General features: G+C 37.7%; 21 protein-coding genes. 1 reads left to right on the forward strand and 20 read right to left on the reverse strand.

All coding sequences use genetic code 11. The annotated features are described in order from the left end of the window. Window positions 1–11: 11 nt before the first annotated feature. The 8 genes from V7266_RS08615 to V7266_RS08650 form a co-directional block, all read right to left on the reverse strand. Complete coding sequence (locus V7266_RS08615; protein WP_335467477.1) at window positions 12–1,580, reverse strand: glycoside hydrolase family 43 protein; 1,569 nt, start codon at window positions 1,578–1,580, stop codon at window positions 12–14. Further along, on the reverse strand, window positions 1,537–1,998 hold the full coding sequence (locus V7266_RS08620) for a hypothetical protein (protein ID WP_335467478.1): 462 nt from the start codon (window positions 1,996–1,998) through the stop codon (window positions 1,537–1,539). The genes V7266_RS08615 and V7266_RS08620 overlap by 44 nt, the downstream gene beginning before the upstream one ends. Window positions 1,999–2,030: 32 nt before the next feature. Then, window positions 2,031–2,174: a hypothetical protein gene (locus tag V7266_RS08625; protein ID WP_335467479.1), complete on the reverse strand. Its 144-nt coding sequence runs from the start codon at window positions 2,172–2,174 to the stop codon at window positions 2,031–2,033. A 319-nt stretch (window positions 2,175–2,493) separates the two neighbouring features. Further along, window positions 2,494–3,828, reverse strand: coding sequence for a glycoside hydrolase family 28 protein (locus V7266_RS08630; RefSeq protein ID WP_335467480.1), 1,335 nt, complete (start codon window positions 3,826–3,828; stop codon window positions 2,494–2,496). A gap of 4 nt (window positions 3,829–3,832) precedes the next feature. After that, entirely contained in the window at window positions 3,833–4,948 is a 1,116-nt protein-coding gene (locus V7266_RS08635) for a glycoside hydrolase family 88/105 protein (protein WP_335467481.1), read from the reverse strand. 120 nt (window positions 4,949–5,068) lie between these two features. Beyond that, window positions 5,069–6,580, reverse strand: a complete 1,512-nt coding sequence (locus V7266_RS08640) for an extracellular solute-binding protein (RefSeq protein ID WP_335467482.1) — start codon at window positions 6,578–6,580, stop codon at window positions 5,069–5,071. After that, window positions 6,543–7,226, reverse strand: coding sequence for a YesL family protein (locus tag V7266_RS08645; protein ID WP_335467483.1), 684 nt, complete (start codon window positions 7,224–7,226; stop codon window positions 6,543–6,545). Before V7266_RS08645 ends, V7266_RS08640 begins: the two co-directional genes overlap by 38 nt. A gap of 24 nt (window positions 7,227–7,250) precedes the next feature. Then, window positions 7,251–8,108 (reverse strand): ABC transporter permease, encoded by an 858-nt coding sequence (locus tag V7266_RS08650; RefSeq protein WP_420491357.1) that lies wholly within the window; start codon window positions 8,106–8,108, stop codon window positions 7,251–7,253. Window positions 8,109–8,553: 445 nt separating this feature from the next. Here V7266_RS08650 and V7266_RS08655 point away from each other — a divergent pair, with 445 nt between their 5' ends. Next, a complete protein-coding gene (locus V7266_RS08655; protein ID WP_335467485.1) occupies window positions 8,554–9,438 on the forward strand; it encodes a carbohydrate ABC transporter permease in 885 nt (294 codons plus the stop codon). A 41-nt stretch (window positions 9,439–9,479) separates the two neighbouring features. Here the strand turns inward: V7266_RS08655 and V7266_RS08660 are convergent, their stop codons facing one another. The 12 genes from V7266_RS08660 to V7266_RS08715 all read right to left on the reverse strand — a co-directional run bounded on the left by V7266_RS08660 (window position 9,480) and on the right by V7266_RS08715 (window position 24,123). Continuing rightward, window positions 9,480–11,717 carry a helix-turn-helix transcriptional regulator gene (locus V7266_RS08660; protein WP_335467486.1) on the reverse strand — a complete coding sequence of 746 codons (2,238 nt, stop codon included), beginning with the start codon at window positions 11,715–11,717 and terminating at the stop codon, window positions 9,480–9,482. Window positions 11,718–12,004: 287 nt separating this feature from the next. Further along, the gene (locus tag V7266_RS08665; protein WP_335467487.1) at window positions 12,005–12,772 is read right to left on the reverse strand and encodes an NAD-dependent epimerase/dehydratase family protein; all 768 of its coding nucleotides are present in this window, start codon (window positions 12,770–12,772) and stop codon (window positions 12,005–12,007) included. Window positions 12,773–13,374: 602 nt separating this feature from the next. Continuing rightward, a complete protein-coding gene (locus V7266_RS08670) occupies window positions 13,375–14,550 on the reverse strand; it encodes an acetyl-CoA C-acetyltransferase (RefSeq protein ID WP_335467488.1) in 1,176 nt (391 codons plus the stop codon). Window positions 14,551–14,759: 209 nt separating this feature from the next. Continuing rightward, window positions 14,760–15,317: a hypothetical protein gene (locus V7266_RS08675; RefSeq protein WP_335467489.1), complete on the reverse strand. Its 558-nt coding sequence runs from the start codon at window positions 15,315–15,317 to the stop codon at window positions 14,760–14,762. Between the two features lie 40 nt (window positions 15,318–15,357). Then, entirely contained in the window at window positions 15,358–16,587 is a 1,230-nt protein-coding gene (locus V7266_RS08680) for an NAD(P)/FAD-dependent oxidoreductase (RefSeq protein ID WP_335467490.1), read from the reverse strand. A 45-nt stretch (window positions 16,588–16,632) separates the two neighbouring features. Then, window positions 16,633–17,502, reverse strand: coding sequence for a fumarylacetoacetate hydrolase family protein (locus V7266_RS08685; RefSeq protein ID WP_335467491.1), 870 nt, complete (start codon window positions 17,500–17,502; stop codon window positions 16,633–16,635). After that, window positions 17,502–18,629 carry a cupin domain-containing protein gene (locus V7266_RS08690; protein WP_335467492.1) on the reverse strand — a complete coding sequence of 376 codons (1,128 nt, stop codon included), beginning with the start codon at window positions 18,627–18,629 and terminating at the stop codon, window positions 17,502–17,504. Before V7266_RS08690 ends, V7266_RS08685 begins: the two co-directional genes overlap by 1 nt. 45 nt (window positions 18,630–18,674) lie before the next feature. Continuing rightward, window positions 18,675–20,378, reverse strand: coding sequence for an acyl-CoA dehydrogenase family protein (locus V7266_RS08695; protein WP_335467493.1), 1,704 nt, complete (start codon window positions 20,376–20,378; stop codon window positions 18,675–18,677). Window positions 20,379–20,380: 2 nt separating this feature from the next. After that, window positions 20,381–20,800 carry an acyl-CoA thioesterase gene (locus V7266_RS08700; RefSeq protein WP_335467494.1) on the reverse strand — a complete coding sequence of 140 codons (420 nt, stop codon included), beginning with the start codon at window positions 20,798–20,800 and terminating at the stop codon, window positions 20,381–20,383. Window positions 20,801–20,815: 15 nt separating this feature from the next. After that, window positions 20,816–22,378, reverse strand: a complete 1,563-nt coding sequence (locus V7266_RS08705) for a class I adenylate-forming enzyme family protein (protein WP_335467495.1) — start codon at window positions 22,376–22,378, stop codon at window positions 20,816–20,818. A gap of 92 nt (window positions 22,379–22,470) precedes the next feature. Beyond that, the gene (locus V7266_RS08710; RefSeq protein WP_335467496.1) at window positions 22,471–23,250 is read right to left on the reverse strand and encodes an enoyl-CoA hydratase-related protein; all 780 of its coding nucleotides are present in this window, start codon (window positions 23,248–23,250) and stop codon (window positions 22,471–22,473) included. An 18-nt stretch (window positions 23,251–23,268) separates the two neighbouring features. Then, window positions 23,269–24,123, reverse strand: coding sequence for a 3-hydroxyacyl-CoA dehydrogenase family protein (locus V7266_RS08715; RefSeq protein ID WP_335467497.1), 855 nt, complete (start codon window positions 24,121–24,123; stop codon window positions 23,269–23,271). Between the last annotated feature and the right edge of the window lie 199 nt (window positions 24,124–24,322).

A 24,322-nucleotide genomic window follows, 5' to 3' on the forward strand; every position in this document is an offset into this window, starting at 1 on the left:
TAGTTCTCATGTTATAACATGTCAAGGCCTTGGTATTCAAAAAAATCAAAATCGGCATAGGAACCCGCTTTTCGGTCCATATCATGAATGCCAATTCCTACAAAGTTACCCGTAAAACCGCCAGACAAGAATAATACATCTTGAGGTTCCCCGATTTGTTGCCAAACAGTTTTTCCACCCATACGATAATAAAAATTAGCAGTGGGTCCGTCTACCACGACCTGTAACTCTACTTCACCAATATCTATTGGAAAAATTAAAGGAAACAATTCAAATTCCCCGTCTTTACATTTCATTAGTCTAATGACACGCCCCCTTTTCTCATCATGGGTCAAGTACGCATAAAGATAATTACAATCATTTAAATACAACATTAATCCCGCCATTTGATTAAAAGTTGTAGGGTTATAGTCCATTTTCGTTACCGTCCTAAACCGGAAATCTTTTTGACGAATAGCCAGAAGGTGATGATCAAACAGGGATTGGATGGAATCACCTGAGAATAATCGTAAATATCCATGGCGACTTATTAAATCGCACCAAGATTCATCGGCTAAAATGCGAACCGTATTCCACTCTTTGCCTAGTACACAAATAAAATCATCTCTAAAGTTAGTATTATTCCTTTGTATAACTGGCTCTGCAGTTACGATATCTATTTCAACAAGCGGTCCATTCCCATCTCCGGCTAATCGCAGCCATCCATCTTCGTCCCAGTAAACTTCTTGAATTGCGGTTTCACGACCTAAAATGGCTGCTTTGCCAAGTAATGGACGTGTACATAAATAAACCATATACCAGTTGCCCAAGGGAGTTTGGACAATACTGCCGTGACCTGAACATTGCAATGGGGAGTCTGGTTTATCACTTGCTGTTAAGATAGGATACTTTGGGTCCAATTCATATGGACCCGTTATTTCTTTTGCACGACAAACCGTAACCGCATGACCTTTCCCTGTTCCCCCCTCTGCGGTGAGTAAATAATAATAATCACCATAATGGTATATATGAGGAGCCTCAGTTTTGCCTAGTTCAGTACCATCAAAAATTTTATAAACAGGTCCAACGAGAATTTGATTTTCGGCATCATATTCTTGTAAGACTATTCCAGCAGATTTATTGCCTGTCGTCATACGATAATCCCATATTTCGTTAAGCAGCCACTTTCGTCCATCTGTATCATGAAACAGTGACGGATCAAAACCGCTGCTATTTAAATAAACAGGCTTTGACCAAGGACCATTGATACTTGGGGATGTAATTAAATAATTATGGCAATCTTTAAATGGACGCTTTGTGCTTTTTACATCTGTATAGATCAGATAGAAAAGTCCTTTTGAGTAACTTATTTGAGGTGCCCAAATACTGCCGTTCTGTGGATTTCCTCGTAAATCTATTTCATTAGTTAAAATATCGGTTTCATGTTCCCAATTTACTAGATCCTTTGATTGATAAATGCGGACTCCTGGCAGCCATTCAAAAGAAGAAACAACAATATAATAAGTATCCCCAACCCTCAAAATATTGGGATCAGGATTAAATCCTGGTAAAATTGGATTGACAATTTTCGTTCGAAACATAGTCTCCTCCTTCTTTTTCTATTAACTTTCTGAATAAACAGAATACGGCTGCTAAAAAAAAGAGAAAAGCTAATGGAAATGCCAGCATTTGGGTACCAATCAGAGTGGCTATGCCAGCTAATGTATAGAACAAAGCTGCCCTTTTCGGAAACCTATTTTGCCAAATCAGAAGAGTAGCTAGAGCAACTAGTAGAAGCACAATTAACAGGGTAATACCAAACCATATAGCTAGTGCTTTCACTGCTTCAAAGCTCTCTGATATATACTCTTTAGATTCACTTTCCTGTAGAATCGGAAAAACTGTCTTCGCAAAAATACTTTCCTCCATAGAAGTAATCGTCAATGAAAACCCGCCTAAAAAGATTAAACAAAGGGCAGCACCAGCTATTCCAATTATAACTTCCCATTTCCGGTTCATTCTCCTTGTTCCCTTCCTACGAATCTCGTGTCTTAATTTGTTTCTGATGGTACATGAAATTGTTTTTTTGCAAAGTTTAATTGGATATGAGAAAAAGTAGCCGTATTTAGATTATCTAAATGATTATTTACTTTGTTTCCATCCACAGCCATTCCAATGTAAACCTTCTTATTCATTTTTATTTCACGTTCTCCTATTAGGGTCCAGTTGATTCCATCAGTTGAACCTTCAGCCCTAAAAATATCGCCTGTACGTTTTAATTTAAGCTAGTAACCCAACAGTTTTTCATTATCTTTAAATGGAATATCGTTAATTAAAGCAACTCCTAATTCCGTCGCACTACTAGGTGAATCTAGGGTTTCATCTATCGAGTCGATGGTTCCACCTTGTTCATAACGGGATGCTAATTCATATCTAAACTTCTCCTCCTGACCATATGGGGGCTTTTATGTGACCGTTAACACTTTTGATTTAATCACAGATTACTAAGCTCTATTACTTAACCTCGACTTCCTTTAGAAGTACTTCCTTTGCTTTTGTATTCTTGGACTTGCAATCGGTAACCTCTACATCTTCACTAAATTCAATGTGGAAAGCAGGACCTTCATGATTTTCGATACATACTCGATTAAATAGGATCTCTTTTGCAAAGCCAACATAAAAGCCTCGATTATTCATATCTTCAATCCCTGCCATCATCGCAGGTTTCCCCGGAATGGCGTTTTCTGCCATAGTGATATCAATTTGATTAAACGTAATCTCCGATACATATTGTTCAGCTAATCCATAGATGAACCCTGCGGATGCATGGACATTCCGGGCTGTAATATTAGCAAAATGAATTCGTCTAAACATTGGAGTTTCTCCTGTTATTGGATAGGGATTTTTCTCCCAAACATATTTATCCTTACCTCGAGGCCCACAAAAGTAATACAAGTTTAAAATAAATGGACAAATCACCTGGTCCATGACAATATTGTCGATACGGATATCCTCTACAACACCACCGCGTCCACGTCGCGACTTAAACCGAATTCCCCTATCTGTATCTTGAAAAATACAATTACTAATGGTTACATTGCGGATATCGCCACTCATTTCACTGCCAAATACCACTGCTCCATGACCATGAATCATTGTACAGTTTGTAATAGTAATGTTTTCACAGGCTACTCTTTCAGCGGTATCTTCCGTTCCTGATTTAATGGCGATACAGTCATCTCCTACATCAATGTGACAATTGCTGATTCTTATATTTGTACACGATTCTGGATCAATTCCATCCGTATTCGGTGAATCTAATGGATTGATAATAGAAATATTATCCACTGTAACATTGTGACAACGAATTGGATTTACGGTCCAGCTTGGTGAGTTGACTAATGTCACGTCTCTTATCGTGATGTGCTCACAGCCGTCAAAACTAATCAATTTGGGCCGTGGGTACACCAGCTTCTCACGTTGATCTCGAAAAATTTGCCACCAATTCAACCCATTCCCATCTATCTTTCCAAAACCTGTTATCGAAATATATTTTGCATCTTCTGCATAAATACAAGAAGCATATACTTCTCGTAAAACGCCTTCCCAACGAGAAGTAACAACTGGGTAGTCGTCTTGTTGATCTGAAAATTTCAGAGTTGCCCCAGCGGACAAATGCAAGTTAATATTATCTTTTAAAAATATCGCTCCTGTTAAAAATTCTCCCGTTGGAATAACGATTTGGCCGCCACCATTCTTATATGCTTCATCAATGGCCTTTTGTATAAAGTTGGTGCACAAACTACCATCGTCAGTTGCACCAAAATCAGTAATATAATAGGTTGTCATTTTCCTACTCCTCGTTCATGACTTCTTCAAATTCTGCTAAAGCTTGTAAAAATGCACCTAACCCTTTTTGATCATTACAAATAACCGGTTCACTGATGTAATATGTATAGGTACCATCACGTCGGTCAGCTCCTCCTAATCCGGCTACTTGACAACTCTTATTTAAATTCACCCAGCCTTCCTTCGTTAGCAAGACAAATTCATCCAACAGTCCTTGATGAGATTTCTTTAATTGTGCTTCCCATTCCTGTCGATCAAGAACCTCCAGACGAATCCCTTTCGCTATAGCGCATACATACATGCTGCTGCACGAAGCTTCTAAGTAATTTCCTTTTTCATGTATCTTATCTGTTACTTGGTACCATACACCACTTGCTTCATCTTGATAGCTTACTATCGCCTTTAATGTTTTCTCTAGTATTTCTACAAGGAAGTTACGGTCTGGTGTATCGGTAGGAAGAATTTCTAATGTATCTACTAATGCTAATAGATACCATCCAATAGAACGTCCCCAGAAATTTGCAGACAACCCTGTTTCTTTATTTGCCCATGGCTGTACTTTTTTCTCATCCCAAGCGTGATATAATAGACCAGTCTTTTCATCTAGTAAATGCTGATAACTGACTTTAAACTGACGGATAATATCCTCCAATTCTTCACCATTTGCAAATGTTAATTGATACTCGGCATAAAAAGGAGTACCCATATACAACCCATCTAACCAAACTTGAAAAGGGTAAATTTGCTTATGCCAAAATGCACCTTCAGAAGTTCTGGGATGTTTCTCTAACTGTGTAAATAATAAATCAGCAGCTTTTTTATACTTTTCCTCACCGGTTTCTTTGTAGAGGACAAATAACAATTTTCCATTATTGATATGATCAATATTAAATTCTTCTATTCGATACCCCTTTATCGCTCCATCTTCATTGATAAAATAATCCATATTTTTCTTTATATACTCAAAATACTTCTGTTCTCCCGTTTGCTTCCATACTCTTTCAAATCCTTTTAGTACTACTCCATAATCATAAGACCATTTTCCATTGTAGCCTTTGTCTTCATAAATTTGAGGAAGCCTTTCCATAATCGAGTTTGCTGTTTTAACTGACCAATTCATTCTTTTATTCTCCTATTCTTATTTATTTCCTTTACACCTTATCTACCAGTTTCTAAGCAATGATATAGAATGGAGGTCTTACCATTGAACTAATATTCAATAGAAAAACCTCCATGTTTTTTATTTTGCTGCTTTGTAAGCGGCTTTATATTCGTCTTTTATAGTTTTTCCACCTTGCTCATTCCAATTTTTAACCGCTTTCTTAAAGTCCTCAAGTTTGATTTCACCTAATATATATTGATAAGTAGCATCGGTAATAATCTTTTGTAATTCGGAACCCTGTGTCGTATTGGTTGTGGATTCTAATGGAACAGCTGGGTTAAATACCGCATGCTTGGCGTTTTCAGCAATCAACTCATCTCCTTTTGCCTTAAGTGGATCCGGGTCTTTTAAATGAAACCCAGATTCCTTCGGACGTGAAGCGGCAAAAGGCTGGACTTCTTGCTGCCATAAATCTTGGTTAATAATTTCATAGGCACCATCTCCAGTAATTTTATAGTGTGTACCTTCCATACCATATGTCATTAATTTATATACTTCGGGATCTAATAAATCATTTACAAATTTCAGAATTCGTTTTAATTCTTTTTCATCTTTTACCTCTGAACGAGGAAATGCTAATAAACCGCCAACACCATTTCCATCAGACCAAATCGATTGCTCAGAATTAGAAGCAGACGTAACATTATTTACTAATGCTAATTCCATATTATCTTGGATACCATTAGCCATTGATTTTAGATTTTTACCGTCAAATAATGCTCCAACATAAATACCTGCTTTACCTTGTGCAAAGTTTTGCTGTTGATCAGTTTTGGCTGTTACAGCAAAGTCTTTGTTAATGAACCCTTTATTATATAACTCTTTCATGTAATCCATTGTCTCAATATACCCATCCGTTTCAAACTCGGCTACGAAATTCCCCTTGCTATCCACTTTCCATACATTCGGTGTACCGAAGTAAGAACTTAAAGTTTTGAACGCACCATATTTTAAATCACTCCGATCCATAAACCCTGTTGTATCATTTTTCCCATTACCATCTGGATCCTTTTCCGTAAATGCCTTTGCCACTTCCATTAATTCATCTGTCGTTTTAGGAAGAGCCAATCCTAATTTATCTAACCAATCTTTACGAATAACGACACCATTTCGAGCTAAATCCTTTTGAAATGGGACGCCATAAAGTTTACCTTCGATTGATGCTGAAGTACGTATGTCTTTTGGAATAACTTTTAAGTTAGGAAACTCATCTAGATAATCTTCCACATTCCAGAACATTCCTGATTTCAATGCATTACGGACAGAAGAATTATCTAAGATTGTTAAAGTAACAATATCTGCTAATGAATCAGAAGCTAACGCAGTATTAATACGTTCCTCTTTTGAAGCATCTGGAATCCAAGAGAACTTAATTTCTGTATTGGTTTTTTTCTCGATTTGATCTAATACAGTATCTGTTGGCGGGGAAGCTGTATGCAAAATGTTTAACCAAGAAATCTTTGCTTTACTATTATTATCCTTTTTTCCAGAAGAAGTTCCTTTGCTAGATGTTGCACCACTGCATCCGGCCAATAAAAGTATGCTTGCCATACTAACACTGGCTAACTTTGATACCATTTGTTTTTTCATCCCTATTCTCCTTTACTATTAGGTAAATATTTTTATCTTCTATTACCTTAGCATTGTCCATTTCCATTCTTGTAAAGACTTGATTAGCTGTCCAAGTAATCAAGTAGAATAGGAAACTAATACCAAGAAAGGTTAGAATCCCTGGAAAAAATTTTGCCACAGACCAATAAATTAAACTTGAAACTAAAATAAGGACGAGTGAATATTGTAAACAGGAAAAACCGAATAAGAAAGACATCTTGAATTTAAAGAAGATTCCTTTCCAATTATAATGAGCCATAATCGGAAAGATAAAGATTAGTGATAACAAATAAATGAAGCTAATCATAAACAAAGCGACTCTCACGTACCAATTGGTTACATGTAATAAATCAACGAGTAAAACAACGCCCGAAAACAAATAGATCCAACTGATCATGACAGATTCTCTAAAACACTCCTTGTAATACTTCCAGTAAGTATAAAATACAGGCACGGTATTGCCTCGAATCCATTGCCTGCAAATACTTACTAAGGCGTATGTAGAGGGGCCGATACCAAATATGACTAATCCTAATAAGGTAAAGAGAACCCACAAAAGGTTTACATATACCAAGTTTAGGATACTAATAAAAATGTGATTGACCTTTTCCACTGATTTCAGCATCGTCGTCCCCTCTTTCTGGTCATTCTAATACACGCCATCTTCACCAAATTTTTTCGCTAATTTATTGGAGAGGATCACCAATACCAATCCAACGATTCCTTTAAACAATCCCACTGCAGTACTGAAACTTAACTGACCATTCTTTAGTCCTGCCGTATAAATATAGGTATCAAATATTTCTGCCACACTACGATTAAGCGAATTGAGTAAAAGATACATATGCTCGAAACCTAAATCCAAGGTGCTTCCAATTTTCAAGATTAATAGTGTTATAATTACCGGACGAATGGCTGGTAATGTAACATGCCAAGTTTTTCGAAGACGGCCTGCACCGTCCATTTCCGCTGCCTCATATAATTGTGTATCCACCGCTGTAATAGCAGCTAAATAAATGATGGTTGACCATCCTAATTCCTTCCATATTACTTGACTGATGTAAACCGTTCTTGTCCAATCAGGTGAAGTTAAGAAGCTGATTTTCTGAAAACCAATCGAGGCTAAAAACTCATTGATAATACCTCCATCCATATTCATAAAGATATAAGTGATAGATACAATGATCACCCATGACATAAAGTGAGGAATATAAATGAGGGTTTGAATTCCAGATTTAAAATATTTATTCTTCACCTCATTAAGCATTAGTGACAATATAATCGGTAATGGGAAGAAGATAACAATATTCAAAGCAAATAAAATTAACGTATTGTTTAATAACATAAAGAAAGTTGGTTCAGTAAACAATCGAACAAAATGTTTTAGCCCCACCCACGGACTGCCTAAGATTCCCAAGTAAGGCTGATAATCTTGAAAGGCAATAACGAGGCCTGCCATCGGTAAGTACTTAAAGATAACAAAATAAAGTACTCCAGGAAAAATCATAAGGTATAAGAGTTTATTCTTTTTTATACCTGCCAAGATTTTTTGTCTCTTTTTGATTCTTTGCTGCTTTGTGGTCAATATTGGCAATGTATGATCAGTCTGCTTCACAGCACCTTCCATTTTTCTCCTCCTTCAATATAAATTGATTTCCTTTCTTGCTCTAAGCATACTCATAATGGAAAATTACGTACATAATCATTTTATGATTACGTTTTCAAAATGGCTTGTCATCAGGGTTTTTTAGATAGAATCCACCATAATGATTATTTTTTTGCTATGTTGATTATTAGTATTTTTTCTTTTAACAACATGATAGTAAGCGTTTTCTAAGCTATTTTTTTAATGATGGGATACTGATTATATACGTAATTTCTATCGAATGATAAGGTATGTGTATCTTCATAAAGATAAATAGTTTCATATTCTTTTTTCGAGGGGGATCTAAATGATGAACAAGAATGCGAATAAATTAAAAAAAGGAGGACGGGTCTTTCCCATAGTTAATGCTACCATTTTAATCCTGGTTGCCCTTATTTGTTTTTTACCATTTGTCAACGTAATCTCCAGTTCTTTTGCATCCACACAAGAGGTTGTTGCAAGAAGGTTTATATTATTTCCACGTACATTTTCTCTGGATGCTTATCGGTATATATTATCAACACCGACGCTCTTTAAATCCTTAGCAGTTTCTGTAGGGGTAACCGGTATAGGAACATTGGTTAGTATGATTCTTACTTCTTTAATGGCATACGGATTATCACGAAAATATCTATTTGGTAGAAACTTCTTTAATTTTATTGTTGTTTTCTCAATGCTATTCAGTGGTGGAATGATTCCTACATTTTTAGTTGTTAAAACTGTTGGATTAATTGATTCTTATTGGTCATTAATCTTGCCTGTGGCTATCAACGCTTTTAACTTAATTATTATGAGAAACTTCTTCCAAGCCTTACCTGATAGTTTAGAAGAATCTGCAAAAATGGATGGATGCTCAGATTTTGGTGTCTTCTTTAAGATCATGCTGCCGCTAGCATTGCCATCTATAGCGACTATTGCATTGTTCTATGCCGTAACATACTGGAATACGTATATGACAGCTATCCTATACATTAATGATTCCACTAAATGGCCTATCCAGGTTTTATTACGTCAAATTGTCATCGTATCGAGCGGCATGCAAGCTGAGGGATCCTCAGTGGATGTAGTACCACCTGCCCAAACAATAAAAATGGCTGTGATTGTAATAGCTACCGTTCCAATGCTAATCGCTTATCCATTTGTTCAAAAATACTTTGTCAAGGGTGCACTGGTTGGATCAGTAAAAGGATAAAAATCCCAAATAAGAAGGCTTCTGCTGCAGCAGAAGCCTTCTTATTTGGGAATTAGTTCTTTCCTATAATCTCCTGGGGTCTTTCCTAATTTCTTTTTAAAGAAGCGAATAAAATTTTGAGGATTCCGATATTGCAATCGTTCAGCAATCTCTTTTATAGCCATATTGGTTTCTTTCAACCACGTCTGTGCCATGTGTAGGCGATAATTCATTAAATAATCCACAAAATTTTCACCATATTCTTTTTTAAATACATTACTTAAATAATTAGGGTTGTAATGCAGACGATCCGCAATAATATCAAGGGAAATCTCCTGATCAAATTCAGTTTGGACAATATATAATATCTTATCTGATAAGGATTTAAATCCTCGTTCTGTTTTGTCATGAGTACTAATAATTACTGGTTTAATTAAATCATCAATTAACATTTCTTTAATCTTCTCTGGATAATAGGCATTCATGGCAGTTTGATATAATTTCTTTATGTTTTCAAATATTCTTGATTCAGCGCCTAATAGTTGACCTAATTGGACAAGCTCATTTATCACACGTATTAAGGTAACACCTAAGCTAATAGGATTTTTATTCAAGCGAAAGATTTCTTCGACTAGATGATCAACCAAGCGGAAAACATTTTCCTTTTCACCAGAACGAATGGCATTCATTAGCTCGTTTTGTAATTCAACAGGAAATTTCGAAATAGTAGCATCATTTAACATGGATGCGATATCTTTATAGAAAATAATCGATGCTGAGCCTACATTTACTCGATAATGAAGTGACTCTTTTGCTAAATCTACTGCCTTTTTACTATCTATTAAAGATTGATAGACAGGGCTAATTCCCACGCTAATGATAATATTAAGAGATTTCTTCACCTCTATTTGGATTTCTTCATAATATTTCATAATGCGACGCTCTGCTTCTTGATTATTATTTTCTAAGATAAAAATTGTTGCTTGCATTTCATCATTTAATACAATCGGAATTAAGCGTTCATCTTGAGGAACTATTTCTTCCACTATATTATTAATAGCCAATAAAAAAAGATCTTTATCAACAACTTGTTGATCATCAATACTATCAATTTGGATCAAACCAGTATAAAATACCTTATCCTCTGCAAAATCATAACCAAATTGCTCTAAACGATGAATGACATCATTTTCGCTTATTCGTTTCCTAAAGATACTTAAGACAAATAAGGTCTCTAGCTGAGGTTTCTGTATGGATAGACTAGCTGTCAAAATCTCATTTTGCCCAACTATTTTATCGACAGAGTCAGCCAAAAGGGAAAGTTCATTTTGTTTATTATTAACTTCTGGCATAGCCAGTTTTTCTTGAATTTTCTTTATCGGACGTGAGAATGATTCGGCCAACAAATATGAAATAATCCCAACCAATAAAATTAACAGGGCTGATGTTATTAAGAGACCTACTCTTGTATTATAAATAATACTGCCAATCTCACTTTCATTTATTTCTACTAAATAAAGCCAATGGTTATATTCGGACTGCAAAATCACATATTTTTTACCATCTCTCGTTTTATAAACAGTAGCATTTTGCCCGCTTTCCTTAGCGGCCGTTCTTAATTCCTGATAACTATGATTAGTAATTTCATTATCTGTTATCTTGCTAGAATAAAGCAATTTATCTTGTCTGTTATAAATTTGGACTAAATGATTATTATCACTAACAATCTGATCAATACTTCTCCTAGGAATAGTGGATATTCCCAAAGCAAATTTTTCTCTTTGATAAATAGGTAACGTCATTACCATTTGTATTCCATTTTCATCAGGTTTCCAAAAAAGGCTTCTTCTATTGTCTGTAATATAGGTATTTTCGTAATCCGTAACTTCTTTCGAGGTTAACACTTTCAAAGAATCATGAACAATTCCCCATTTCTGTGCCAAGCTAATTAGACTATAGTGACTTCCTTCTATCCCCATCATTTCTATGTAACTTAATTCTTTTTTGATATCTCGATATATATCAAAATCTTTTTCTGACAAAGGTTTTTTAAAGACAGCTTCAAAATTGGCAGTAGAACTGTAGGCAGTATATCCATACTCTATTGTTCTTACCTTCTGTTCAACGTTTTGTTGGATTTGTTTTGTATAATTTTTCTTATCCTTTAGGAAGCTTTTCTCTACTGAATCATAAGTAGAGTTATAGATAAATATGCTAAATCCTGTAACAAGGCCTATCCCTAATAAGAAAAACGGGATAAATAACTTGTAAAACACTCTGGTTTTTCTCAAAAGGTTCACTCCTTAGTTGACTTGTTTTTCACAATATCAAAATCGTAAGCGCTATCAAAAAACATTAAAAATTAATTCTGTTTGAAATAGGAGATAATTAATTTCTCACTCTAAGTATTTCTTTATCATAATATTATTGATGTAAAAAAATGATTGTTTTCTACCTTAAAAATAGTAATAATTAAATATTACCATATTTTACTTGAGTTTTGGAACCCTTCTTTTTCACGTGTGCATTAAACTAGAAATAGTGTGTGTTCCCGCTATTTAGCGGGAACACACACTATTCTTCTTAATTACTCATCTATATTATTATTTATTACATCCATTGCATTTACCTCAGAAACAAAACCTAATTCTTTCCAGGCGTTTTCAGTTGACCATGGTTTTCCGGGATTGTCTGAGACACCGTAATAAGTACCAAACTTTACTGTAGATTGAAGAGCCAAATCAAACAATTGGACAGTATCCTCATGTGATAATAACGTACGATGCAGTCGAGGGTCCTTTTTCACATTAATGTGCTCTCTGTTATGAACACTTCCAATCCGTAAGTTTATGACAGAGTTTGGGCAATCAGGTTCACGTGCTATGATATGACCAATATTCTCAGAAGCAAGTTTTAGAACTCCATATAATCCTCGAGAAAACGGATAATCATCTATGGTAATCTCTCTCCCTAATGCTGAAATCCCGTTACGTTCATAATAATCGGTCGTATGGTTACTGCTGGCAAATACTACTTTTGGAATCCCTAACGTTTTGGCAGCATGTAATATATAAAATGAAGAAATAAAATGAATGTTTATCATTTTATGAAATTGATCTATATCCTCTAAATCTTTTTCAGTTTTGATTGTAAGTAAATTAATGATAGAAGTTGAGTCTTTTGGAATACTCTTTAGTAACATCTGATAGTCTGTCGCATCCACCTGTAGAAAATGGTCTGACTCCTCTGGGACATTTTTATCAAGGATAAAGACATCATATTTTCCCCCAAGCCCTTTTCTTAATATGGTTCCAATTGTTCCTGATCCGCCGATAATAGTCACCTTTTTTTTCATATCTTCCTCCATTTTACTCAAAGGTTCAAGTTTTGATATTTACTAACATGACCTTTATTTTCAAAATAATACCACCGTTTTTCAATCTAGAATTAATGTAAAAGATCAAAAGTGCAATCACCTTGGTCAGCCCTGACAAGCATAAGAAGGGCCGGCCAAAAGGTTGCTTATTAACCTTTTGGTCGAATTGGCTGTAGACCATCGAGGGGCTAGGTGCTGGAGCTGGACGTTTCTAAACCTGTAAAAAGTTAGCCACAAATATTAACTCTATACTTCTCGGGCCAACAAAAAAGTTCATTCCGTTATCAGAATGAACTTCCATTTTTTTAAATAGGCTGAGCATTTTATTATAGATGGGACCAACATATTTTCAAAAACACCTAATTTAATCTTCCCATTTGTCAGTGACCTAATCGAATTTTGTCCACATGTTTTACTCATGTGGACAAATATCTTGAGCAATATAGCTGGAACTGCCCTCATAAGGTGTCCATGCGGACAAAGTCTTCTGTCATATAGCTTTTCCAGTCCTCATGGAGCTTTCATGCAGATAAAACTTCCAATCTCAAGACCAATCCAATCTGCATGCCCCATATACCTTCTTATAATCTCTCCCAAATAGAAGCGATTCCTTGTCCTCCACCAATACAAACAGCAGAGGCCCCGTATTTTCCACCACGTCTTTGTAATTCATAGACAAGTGAGAGGGTAATCCTTGTACCACTCGCTGCAAGTGGATGCCCGAGCGCAATGGCGCCGCCATTCACATTGCCAATCTCTGGATCAAAGCCTAGCTCTTTCTGACAGGCTAGATACTGAGCGGAAAAGGCTTCATTGATTTCAATTAAGTCCAAATCCTCTAGTTTTAATCCACCTTTTTGTAAAGCCGTTTGAATGGCCGGAACCGGTCCAATCCCCATATATTTTGGATCTACCCCTACTACGCCCCACGATACGAGTCTTGCAATAGGTTTCAACCCTTTTTCAGCGGCAAAGTCACTGGAAGTTACAATAACAGCTGCTGCACCATCCACCATCCCGCTTGCGTTTCCAGGTGTTACAACTCCATTCTCGATAAAACGAGGATTTAGTTTTGCCAGCTTCTCCATACTTGTTTTGCGCACATGTTCATCTTGGTCAACGACTCTACTTCCTTTTCTTTCTTTTACAGTAACGGGAACTATTTCTTCTTTAAGATATCCTTTTTCAATCGCTGAGAGTGCCCGTTCATGACTCGATAGGGCATGACGATCAACTTCTTCACGGGAAATATCATATTTTTTTGCTAGATTTTCTGCCGTGTCAGACATGGTTACCTCACCAACCGTATCGTATAAACCATCCCAGACCCAGTCCTCAATAACAGGACCGCCAAGTCCACTTCCCCATCTCATCCCTGGGATTACGTGGGGAACATTACTCATGCTTTCTGTCCCTCCGGCAAGAACAGCTTTTGCTTCACCTGTTAGGATATAACGAGCTGCAGTTAAAATGGCTTCTACTCCACTGCCGCATAAACGATTTATCGTTAAAGCTGGAACGTGAATAGGCACTCCAGCCTTTAAACCAACATGACGAGCCAGAAGATGAGCATCCTTACTTGATTGCTGAACATTTGCAAACACAACTTGATCGATTTCTTCCGGATTAATCATTGCTTTCTGGATCGCACCACGTGCTGCCTCTGCCCCTAAATCGGTCGCCGAGATTCCTCTAAATGTACCAGAAATTTCTGTAAATGCTGTCCGAGCCCCGTCAACTAAAACAATATTATTCATGTGATTCAACTCCTCCTCCAAAGCGCTTTCATTTTTTTATTAAGTACTACTCACTTTATTAATGATTCTATCTTTATTGTAAATACATGCCTTTCATATTGTTATCCTCAGTTCATACGAAAAAGGGTACCTTGCTTCCTACATTTTGCGGGGTTTGCTTATAAGAAATAAAGCTGTCAATCTAGTTATTAGACGACAGCTTTCTATTTTTATAATAGATAGATTGTGTTCCCATTAGGACCTAGTGGCAGATGCCCTTCTTCTAAAAGTTCGATTAGATATGATAAAGATTGATGATCACCAGCTAATTCAGCAGTACAGGCTAAAATACTTATATACATGGCATGACCAACTAAGAATTTAACCGTATTCTCATCCTTGAAAGTCATAAAAGCTTGTTTGTAGGCACTATGAAAAACGGCTTCAGGCACTCTATCAACAATCTCATTTAGAAGTCTTTGATTTTCAAGACTGTCAATTTTCTTTTTCCATAGTCCCGGCAATTCCTTCAGTACCTCCCAAAGGGCACTGCCTTCAAATGAAAGTGTTTTGATTGTTTCAGATACCTGCTCTATAGAAATCCATTTGATTTCATAGTCATGTACCCCAAGTGAACTCATAAACTGTGCTAATTTGCCTTCAACATCAACGGAAAATTCACCAGCTTTTGAATACCAGTTAATTGATGTCAAATTTTCTATTAATTCATTGACTGAACGGACCGTTAGGCCATATTTACCTTCATTAAATAATTGGGCCAAAGCCATATTTTGTTGCTCCTTTCGGGCGGTTTCATTGTATATTAGCTTAGTATTTCGTAGTTAATTCCGGCGGACCAAATTTTGGTCCATACGGGCCTTCCTCTAACCAACGACCCAGCCTCGGCACAACTGATACAAGTGAAGCAGCAAGCTCCCGCTTTAGATTCATTTCCGAAGAATTCCCTTGAAGATGGTGTAATGCGGTTGTTGAACAATCACGATTCCAATTAGCAGCAATACGTCGTTCCCTTGCTGCTAAATGAATGGCGTCTCTTCGTTCTTCTTCCGTATTGGCTTGAATTGCGCTCTCAATCCCCGATACTGCCTTAAGTGCATCTGGAACCCCGGAGTTTAGTCCGCGGGCACCAAATGGAGCAAATAAATGTGCCGCTTCCCCAGCAAGAAGGACTCTTCGCTTAGGATCTGTCAATGAACTTGCCACTACCTGATGGAAACGATAGGTAGAGACCCATGTAACGCGTTCGGCATATTTAGGATCCATCACTTTTGGCAGCCATTGTTTCACACCTTCCATACTTGTAAAATCGTCTGGATTATCTCCCTCTAATAACTGAAGGTCAACACGCCAGCCTCCCTTGAACGGAACAAACATGACATTTCTACCACCGGTTGCGGGATGTTGATAATGAAAAGTACGTTCAAGCGGCAGTGGATTCTCCTCATCTTCTTTTACGTCTAAAACAAGGAATGTGTCTGCCGTACGTGGTCCTTCAAATACAAGACCTGCCTGTTCTCTAACAACCGAACGGGCACCATCACATCCAATAATGTATTGAGCTTCAAATGTTTCACCTGAGGCTGTTTCTAAAATGGTACCGTTATCGTTGATTTCTAATTCCTTAACCGGAGAATCCCAAATTATTTCTACACCAGCATCCATACAGGCATTATAGATGTGTTTCTCAATTTCATCCTGATGAAGTGATGTGAAATGCGGCAATTCAGTTGAATCAGTATTATTGGTGATTCCATAATTACGTACATATACTTCTTTTCCTTTATATAAAGTCCGAACGACTGGCCAGATAATTCCGTCCCGGGCAAGTGTGAAGCCAAGACCCTTTGAAGTCTCCTCTAAATGCTTCAAGGTGGCATTGTGTAAGTAAATGGCTCTGCTTCCCGGGCGCGGCCGTCCGAATGGATCGGCTTCCATCACAACGGAAGAAATCCCTTTTTGTTTTAATGCAAGACCTGCAACAAGACCAACTGGTCCTGCTCCCACAACGATCACGTCATATTTTCTTCTCTTTTCCATAGTTATCGGCGCTCCCTTTTATTAGAAAATAGATTTATTCATAAATTATTTACTAGTCTCATACTCTAAGTATTTGTCCGAATATCTAACATCCAAGGTAAATTCGCCAACCCTCTCAATTTGAATCCGTACTGTATCCCCCGATTCAATCGGTCCTACTCCTGCAGGGGTTCCTGTTGCGATAATGTCCCCTGGTTGTAGTGTCATATTTTGATTGGCTAATTCAAAACACTTAAAGCAGTCGTAAATCAAATACTTGGTATTCCCGTCCTGACGCAATTCATCATTTACCCAGAGCTTCATATCTAACTCATTGGGATTTTCAATTTCATCGGAGGTTACAATCCATGGCCCAATCGGAGTAAAGGTATCGAATGATTTACGCCACGTTCTTTCCTCGTTGCCTCTTATCGATATATCAAGTAAGGCAAAATAACCGAAAATATAGTCCTTTGCTTCAGATGAGGATACATTTTTCGCTTTTTTCCCGATAACGTAACCTAACTCTGCCTCATGGTCTGTTCTGCGATCCTTAAAAGGTAAAACAATAGGATCATTGGGACCTGATAGCGAATCTGGTGATTTTAAAAACAAACCAAGTTCTTCTATCGTTCGAGGGGCGTTATTAAATAACTCATTCATTTCTTTTTGATGGTTTCGATAATTGACGGGTGCTGCCCAAATCTTGCCTGTCCCAGGAACTGGTGATTTCAATGTGACGTTTGATAGAAGATAGGAAGGGCAAGTTTCGATATCCCTCTCTATCTTCACTTTTATTTCATCAAAGTTATCAATCAGCCGAAGAAAGGATTCACGTGGATTCTCGGCATTCCAGCCTGCTAAATTGGAAACATCTACGACTGAATCCCCCATTACTACGCCAAGGACATCTTCATCAAAAATGGCAATTTTCATTAATAGGCCCCCTCCTCGTTGTCTGGCACGAAAACTTTTTCAATGATTTGATGTCCGTCGTTTTCCTTAAAGGGCTCACTGTACTCCAATTCCAATTTCTCCAAAACTGGTTTGTCATTAAAAGAAAACAAATAAACATCTTCTTCTCCCGTATTCACATGCTCATGAAAACTCCAGGGAGGCAGGATAAAGAAATCCCCCTTCTCCCATTCAAACTTCTGGCCATTAATAACGGTATAGCCGTTCCCTTCAAGAACATGATAAATCGCACTATGTACATGACGATGAGCCAAAGTTTGCATGCCAGGCTCAAGCTTTTGCATCATTGTTCCGATTCGGGAATCAGCCGATCCTCCCGTTAGTGGATTTATATATTCAATGGCAAATCCATCGAACGGGTCCTTATCGTTTTCCTTCATCTTATCAAGCAAGAATTTCACTCTTTCAAACTTATAGCCATAAATGGGAGATGGGTATCCCGGACTTTTCGTCTCGTTTAGCTTTTTAAAGGCACCCATGGAAAATTGTGTAGTAGAATAGTTTTCAGGAACTTCCAAAGGATAGGACTCTTCTTCATATGGTTCAAAGAAGGAAGCTGCTAATGTCTTTACAAGACCCACATCTAATCCATCCAGCCAAAATACCGGCTCCGTACCTTCGTGTTTGTGCTCATGCCATGTCCAAGCAGGGGTCAAGACCATATCCCCGCGTTCCATATATGTTTTTTCCCCATTCACGGCTGTATAAGCCCCGCTGCCCTCGATGATAAAACGGATCGCAGACTGGGAATGATGGTGTGAAGGTGCACTTTCCCCCGGCAGCAGTAACTGAATACCCGCATATAAGGTATGAGTCCCGTAACCGACAAGACCATGCTTTAAAAGGCTGGGATTTTGCAGGTACACCACTCTCCGTTCCGCATCTTTTCCGGGTTTTAAAAGCTCACCGGCTTTTAAGACATATTCACGGATTACTTTCCACTTCCACAAATAGGGTTCTACATCATGAACCGGTTCTTTGGTTACCATATGGCCAAGGTCATACCATAGTGGTCCTAAGTGATTTTTCTTCATTCCATCATAGTAAGGTTGTAGACTATCTCTAATCGAAATGTCATTTTTAGACATAAATTCCTCTCCATTCTGATACAGCCCTCAAGTGAATTAGTGAATCTAACAATGGTATCGTTCTTTCTCGATCACACATTCGGCAATTCTACGTTTGACGAATATGATATTTTCTGAACTGCTCATGATTAATAGACTAGCAATACGAGAAAAAATCCCCTCATCACCAAAATGATTGATCATATTTAATGCTGTTAATGCGAGTTTCTGGGAAGCTTCATGTGTATAAACCCTTGTACAATCAAGCTTCTGCCGATTTTGCTCTTCACCTGTGTTCAGTATAGATTTTTCCGTCCGTAAAACCGCACTTTCAATTCCATAAATACTAATGACCAAATCGGCCAAGAAAGCGGCAATTTCTTGCTCTGTATTAAAATCACTCAGGGAATTCTTTTTAATGGATTCAATTGCTGCATGGAATAATTTTTTCATTAGTTGAAGAACCTGCTTCTCACGTTGGAGCAAACCAATTTCCAATTCTATCTCTTCACTTGGTTCAACATGGTTTTTCAACACCGTTGCAGCTATAAGAATTCTATTAATCTCATTCGTCCCCTCAAAGATACGATTGATTCTAGAATCACGATAAAGTGTTTCAATTTCATATTCGGCCATGTAACCATAACCGCCGTGAATTTGAACTGCTTCATCAACGATCTGATCAAGGAATTCTGTCGACATTACCTTATTTATAGAACATTCGACTGCATAACGGGCAATGGTTGCTCCAAAATCATGCCCGCTTTTCTTCATTTCCTCGAAACCATTCTGCATTAATCCTGCTGTCCGATAGACAGCGCTCTCATTAACATAAGTTTTAATGACCATATCAGCAATTTTACTTTTAATTAGATTAAAACTAGAAAGCGGCTGGCCAAACTGTCTTCGTTCATTTGCATACTTAACCGCCAGCTCAATCGAGCGTTTAGCCGAGCCAAGGGAAGTGGCCGAAATTTTGTGGCGGCCAATGTTTAACACATTAAAAGCAATAATATGTCCACGGCCCACGTCACCGATTACATTTTCAACTGGCACCCGAACATTTTCAAGGATTAAGGAGCGAGTCGACGAACCCTTCAGCCCCATCTTCTTTTCTTCCGAACTGGTGGATACACCTTGATAGCCTTTTTCCACAATAAAAGCCGTAAACTTTGTTCCATCTACCTTCGCATAAACGATAAATATATCTGCAAATGCTGAATTCGTGATCCACTGCTTTTCTCCATTTAAGCAATAATATTTATTGCAGTCTGTTAACACGGCAGTTGTTTTGGCACTCATCGCATCTGTCCCAGAAGAAGGCTCAGTTAAGGCATAGGCAGCAATTTTTTCCCCGCTTAAAATATCAGGCAGGTATTTATTTTTTTGACTGTGACTCCCAAAATAGGCGATTGGTAATGCCCCAATACCCGTTTGACCGCCAAAGGCTATCGAAAAAGAACGGCCAGCCGCCATATTTTCAGCAATAATAGTAGCACTTACCTTTCCTAATTCCAGTCCGCCATCATCAACTGGGATATCTGCCCCAATTAGACCAAGTTCACCGGCTTCTCTAATTAGAGTAACTGTTTCGGCAAATTCTTGTTTCTCAATCTTCTCTAGTTTTGGATAGACTTCATTCATTACAAATTTACTTGTCATCTCCGCAATCATTTTATGCTCATCCTCGAAATCCTCAGGGGTGAAGGTGTCAGCTTGTGAAATTTCACTATATAAGAAATGATGATTTGCCTTTTTTTCAATAAGCATGGTTACCCCTCCACGGTTCCGACTTGGGATAACATTTTTTCACGAATAACATCCGGGATTGGATTCGCTTTAGGTTTTCCTTCAAAAGAGGTCCAAGCACGCACTTCATATCCTTCGGCCACGATTTGTTCTTCTTTTATAAATTCATGCTTAATTTTAAAGACTTTATTACGGAGTTCTTCAACAAAGCTTTGCACGATAACTTGGTCTTCAAATAAGAGCGGTCTTTTGAAAACACAGTTTGCTTCCAATAACGGCACACCGATTTTGTGCTCAGCAAAGAGTTTAGAAGATGGATAGCCAATTTGGGCTAAATAATCATGTGTTGCATCATCCATCCACTTATAGAAATTGGGATAAAAGACAATTCCGGCAGCGTCCGTATCTCCCCAGCGTACTTGGAACGGATATTCTGTTTTCATTTTTCTTTGCTCCTTTCAGTTTTGAATCAGTTTACTCACTTTATTACCGATCTCCTCGCGAAGTTTTAGTTTCATAATTTTTCCACTGGCTGTAACAGGAAATTTATCGGTAAAAATCACCTTTCCAGGGACTTTGTAAATGGCGATCTGCTCTTTTAAATAAGTTTTAATCTCTTCTTCACTGCTAAGTTCCCCGCTTTTCAGCTGAACAACGGCACAAACAATTTCCCCTAATGTTTCATCCGGGATGCCAATTACTGCGGAATCAACCACTTTCGGATTTTTGGCAAGGACAGCTTCAATTTCTTGAGGATAAATATTGAACCCGCCTCGGATAATCAATTCTTTTTTCCTGCCTATAAATTTCAAATAACCCTGGTCATCAAGTGTGCCTAAATCGCCAGTATAATACCAACCATCGTGATCGATTACTGCAGCTGTCTGCTCAGGGAGTTTATAATAGCCTTTCATCGTACCAAAGCTCTTAATCGCTATTTCCCCTTTTTCACCAGCTGGCAGGGCTTGGCGATTATCATCAACGATACTTAACTCTACTCCTGGAAGTGGTTTTCCAAGTGTTTCTGTTATATTATTTTCATTATCGCTATACGGGGTAAGTGTTACCGAAACTGTCTCTGTAATACCGAATGATTGGCAAAGGTTAATGCCCAATCGATCTCGTATTTCTTGCACTTTTGATGCTGGAATCGGGGATGCACCCACCACACCAGTTCGGAGTGAAGATAAATCATAACTAGCAAAATCATCAGCTTCTAGAAGTTTAATAAACATGGTCGGTACACCATTAAGAATGGTTATTTTTTCTTGTTCAATCAAATGGAGTATTTCTTGAGGAGTAAATTTTTCTAATAAAACAATTCGTGTTCCAGCAAAGACAGCACAAAACAAGTTAACTGCCATGCCAAAGATGTGGAATAGTGGAGAAGGTAAAATTAATACATCATTTTCTGACCAGAATAGTTCTTCACCCATCACATTCGCTGACTGGACAACACTACGGTGGGGAATCATGACACCTTTTGGTATGCCAGTTGTTCCGGATGTATATAGAATACAAAATATGTCGTTATTCACATCAATCTCTGACTCTACTGTTTCAGTTGGCTCCTCCCTCATTAAATCCTCATAAGACGTGAGGTCTCCCCAATTAAATCGAACGGTAAAGATTTCCGGAACCGAAAACAAGGCTTCTTTTATCCCAATATTTCGTTCAAAATCTTCTGATACAATCGCGGCTCTTGGTTCTGAGTTTCTTAAGATGTGGTTAACCTCATGGGATTTATATTTAGGGTTAAATGGTACAAGGGTTGCACCAATTTTAGCAGCCGCAAAAAAAATAACGATGGTTTCATACCAATTGGGCAGGGAAACTGCAAGTCTGTCCCCTCTCTTGAAACCTCTTCTTGTAAGAGCAGCCGCAAACCGATCCGCATCATTTTTAATCTGCGAAAATGTAAATCTATTTTTTAAATCGAATAATGCCTCTTTCTTTCCATATACTCTAGCAGCATACTCAATAACCCCATAAACCGTATAATAATTACGATCTTTAGCCATCCAATTCATCACTCCATTAACGAACACATTTACACCATTGAAAGATGAAGTATCGATTTAAAACTTGATACTTCATCTTGATTGACGAACCTTTATTTCCCTGCGAAAACCGGCTTTCTTTTTTCTACAAATGCCTTGAGCCCTTCTTTTCGGTCTTCAGTAGAAAATGCATTAGCAAAACAAGTACTTTCAATAATTAAACCTGACTCGATATCCGTGTTTCCTCCAGTATTAACTGCTAGTTTTACCATTTGAAGGGCAACTGGCGGTTTCTGAGCCAGTTTCTCTGCCCATTCCTTTGCTGCATCTTGTAATTCTTCCACAGTGGTTAATTTATTTACGATGTTCAATTCTAATGCACGGTAGGCATCAAACATTTCACCGAAATATAGAAGTTCTTTAGCAACACCTTGGCCAACGATTTTTTGTAGACGCTGTGTGCCGCCTCCCCCAGGAATAATCCCAAGTCCAACTTCAGGGAATGCAAACTTTGCCTTGGTAGAACTAATACGTAAATCACAAGCAAGCGCCAATTCAAGTCCTCCGCCAAGTGCCAAACCGTTAATTGCAGCAATGACAGGTTTCGTTAAATTTTCAATTTTGGAGAAAACTTCCCTGGATGTCTTGTTCATTTTATTGATTCCAACAAGATCAAGGTTAGCCATTTCATTAATGTCTGCACCTGCAACGAATGCCTTTTCTCCGCTTCCCGTTAGCACGATGGCCCGTACTTCATCATTTGCCTCGAGTTCATCAAACAAATAAGATAATTCTTTAAAAACCTTAGTGCTCAATGGGTTTACTGGCGGTCGGTTAATGGTTACCACCGCTACCTTATTTTCAATTTCACATAATAAAAATTCTAAATTCATAATTATTTCCTCCATCCATTATTCGTAATCGTAAAATCCTGCACCTGTTTTCTTTCCTAATCTCCCTGCTCTTACAAGCTGTTTTAGTAGAAGAGGTGGTGCAAACTGGTTGTTATTAAATTCTTCTTTAAAGTACTCCATTACATGCAAGCCAATTTCAACACCGGCAAAGTCCTGCAGTTCAAACGGTCCCATCGGATAATTCAAGCCTAGTTTAACAGCCTTATCGATATCTTCATAAGAGGCAACGCCTTCTTCTACTAGTTTAATAGCTTCGATAAACTGTGGAAGCATGATCCGATTGACAATAAAACCTGGTGAATCCTTTTTCACTTCTACTGGTTCTTTAGTTAATCTCTTAGATAACGCTTTCAATTCTTGGACCGTTTCATCACTCGTTTTATAGCCGCGCACTACTTCTACTAATTTCATTAACTGAGCAGGATTAAAGAAATGCATACCTGCTACAAGCTCTGGTCGTTTTGTGGCCGCAGCTATTTCTGTAATGGACATGGAAGAAGTATTGGTAGCCAAGATAACTCCTTCACGGACAATTTTATCAAGCGCAGAAAATACTTCCTTTTTTAAATTAAGGTCCTCAAGAACTGCTTCAATAACCACATCAGCATCTTTTAAATCTTCTAATCTAGTAGTGGTTTGAATACGGCCAAGTGCCTCCTGTTTCTGATCTTCTGTCATTTTTCCTCTGGCAACACTTTTATCCATAAATTTACTCATACGCTGCATGGAGCCTTCTAAGAAACGCTCTTCTACATCACGTAAAATAACATTAAATCCATTTATAGCAGCAAGGTTAGCGATGCCAGTCCCCATTGATCCTGCTCCTACCACTCCAATAGTTTGAATGGCCATAATTCCATCTCCCTTTATATTAATAATATTCTGTAAATTAATTATATCGAATTATTGTCAATGAATTGTACCTACACTATGTAGGAAAAACCTTTATCTTTTTAATCAAAATTACGGTTAGTCAACCTCTTAAGATAAAAAAAGGTCAATAGCCTGTTAAAATGTTCCCCCTAACACACTATTGACCAAGCTCTATATT

Source organism: Neobacillus drentensis, assembly GCF_036965645.1.
In the GTDB taxonomy this organism is placed as follows: Bacteria; Bacillota; Bacilli; order Bacillales; family Cytobacillaceae; genus Neobacillus; species Neobacillus drentensis_D.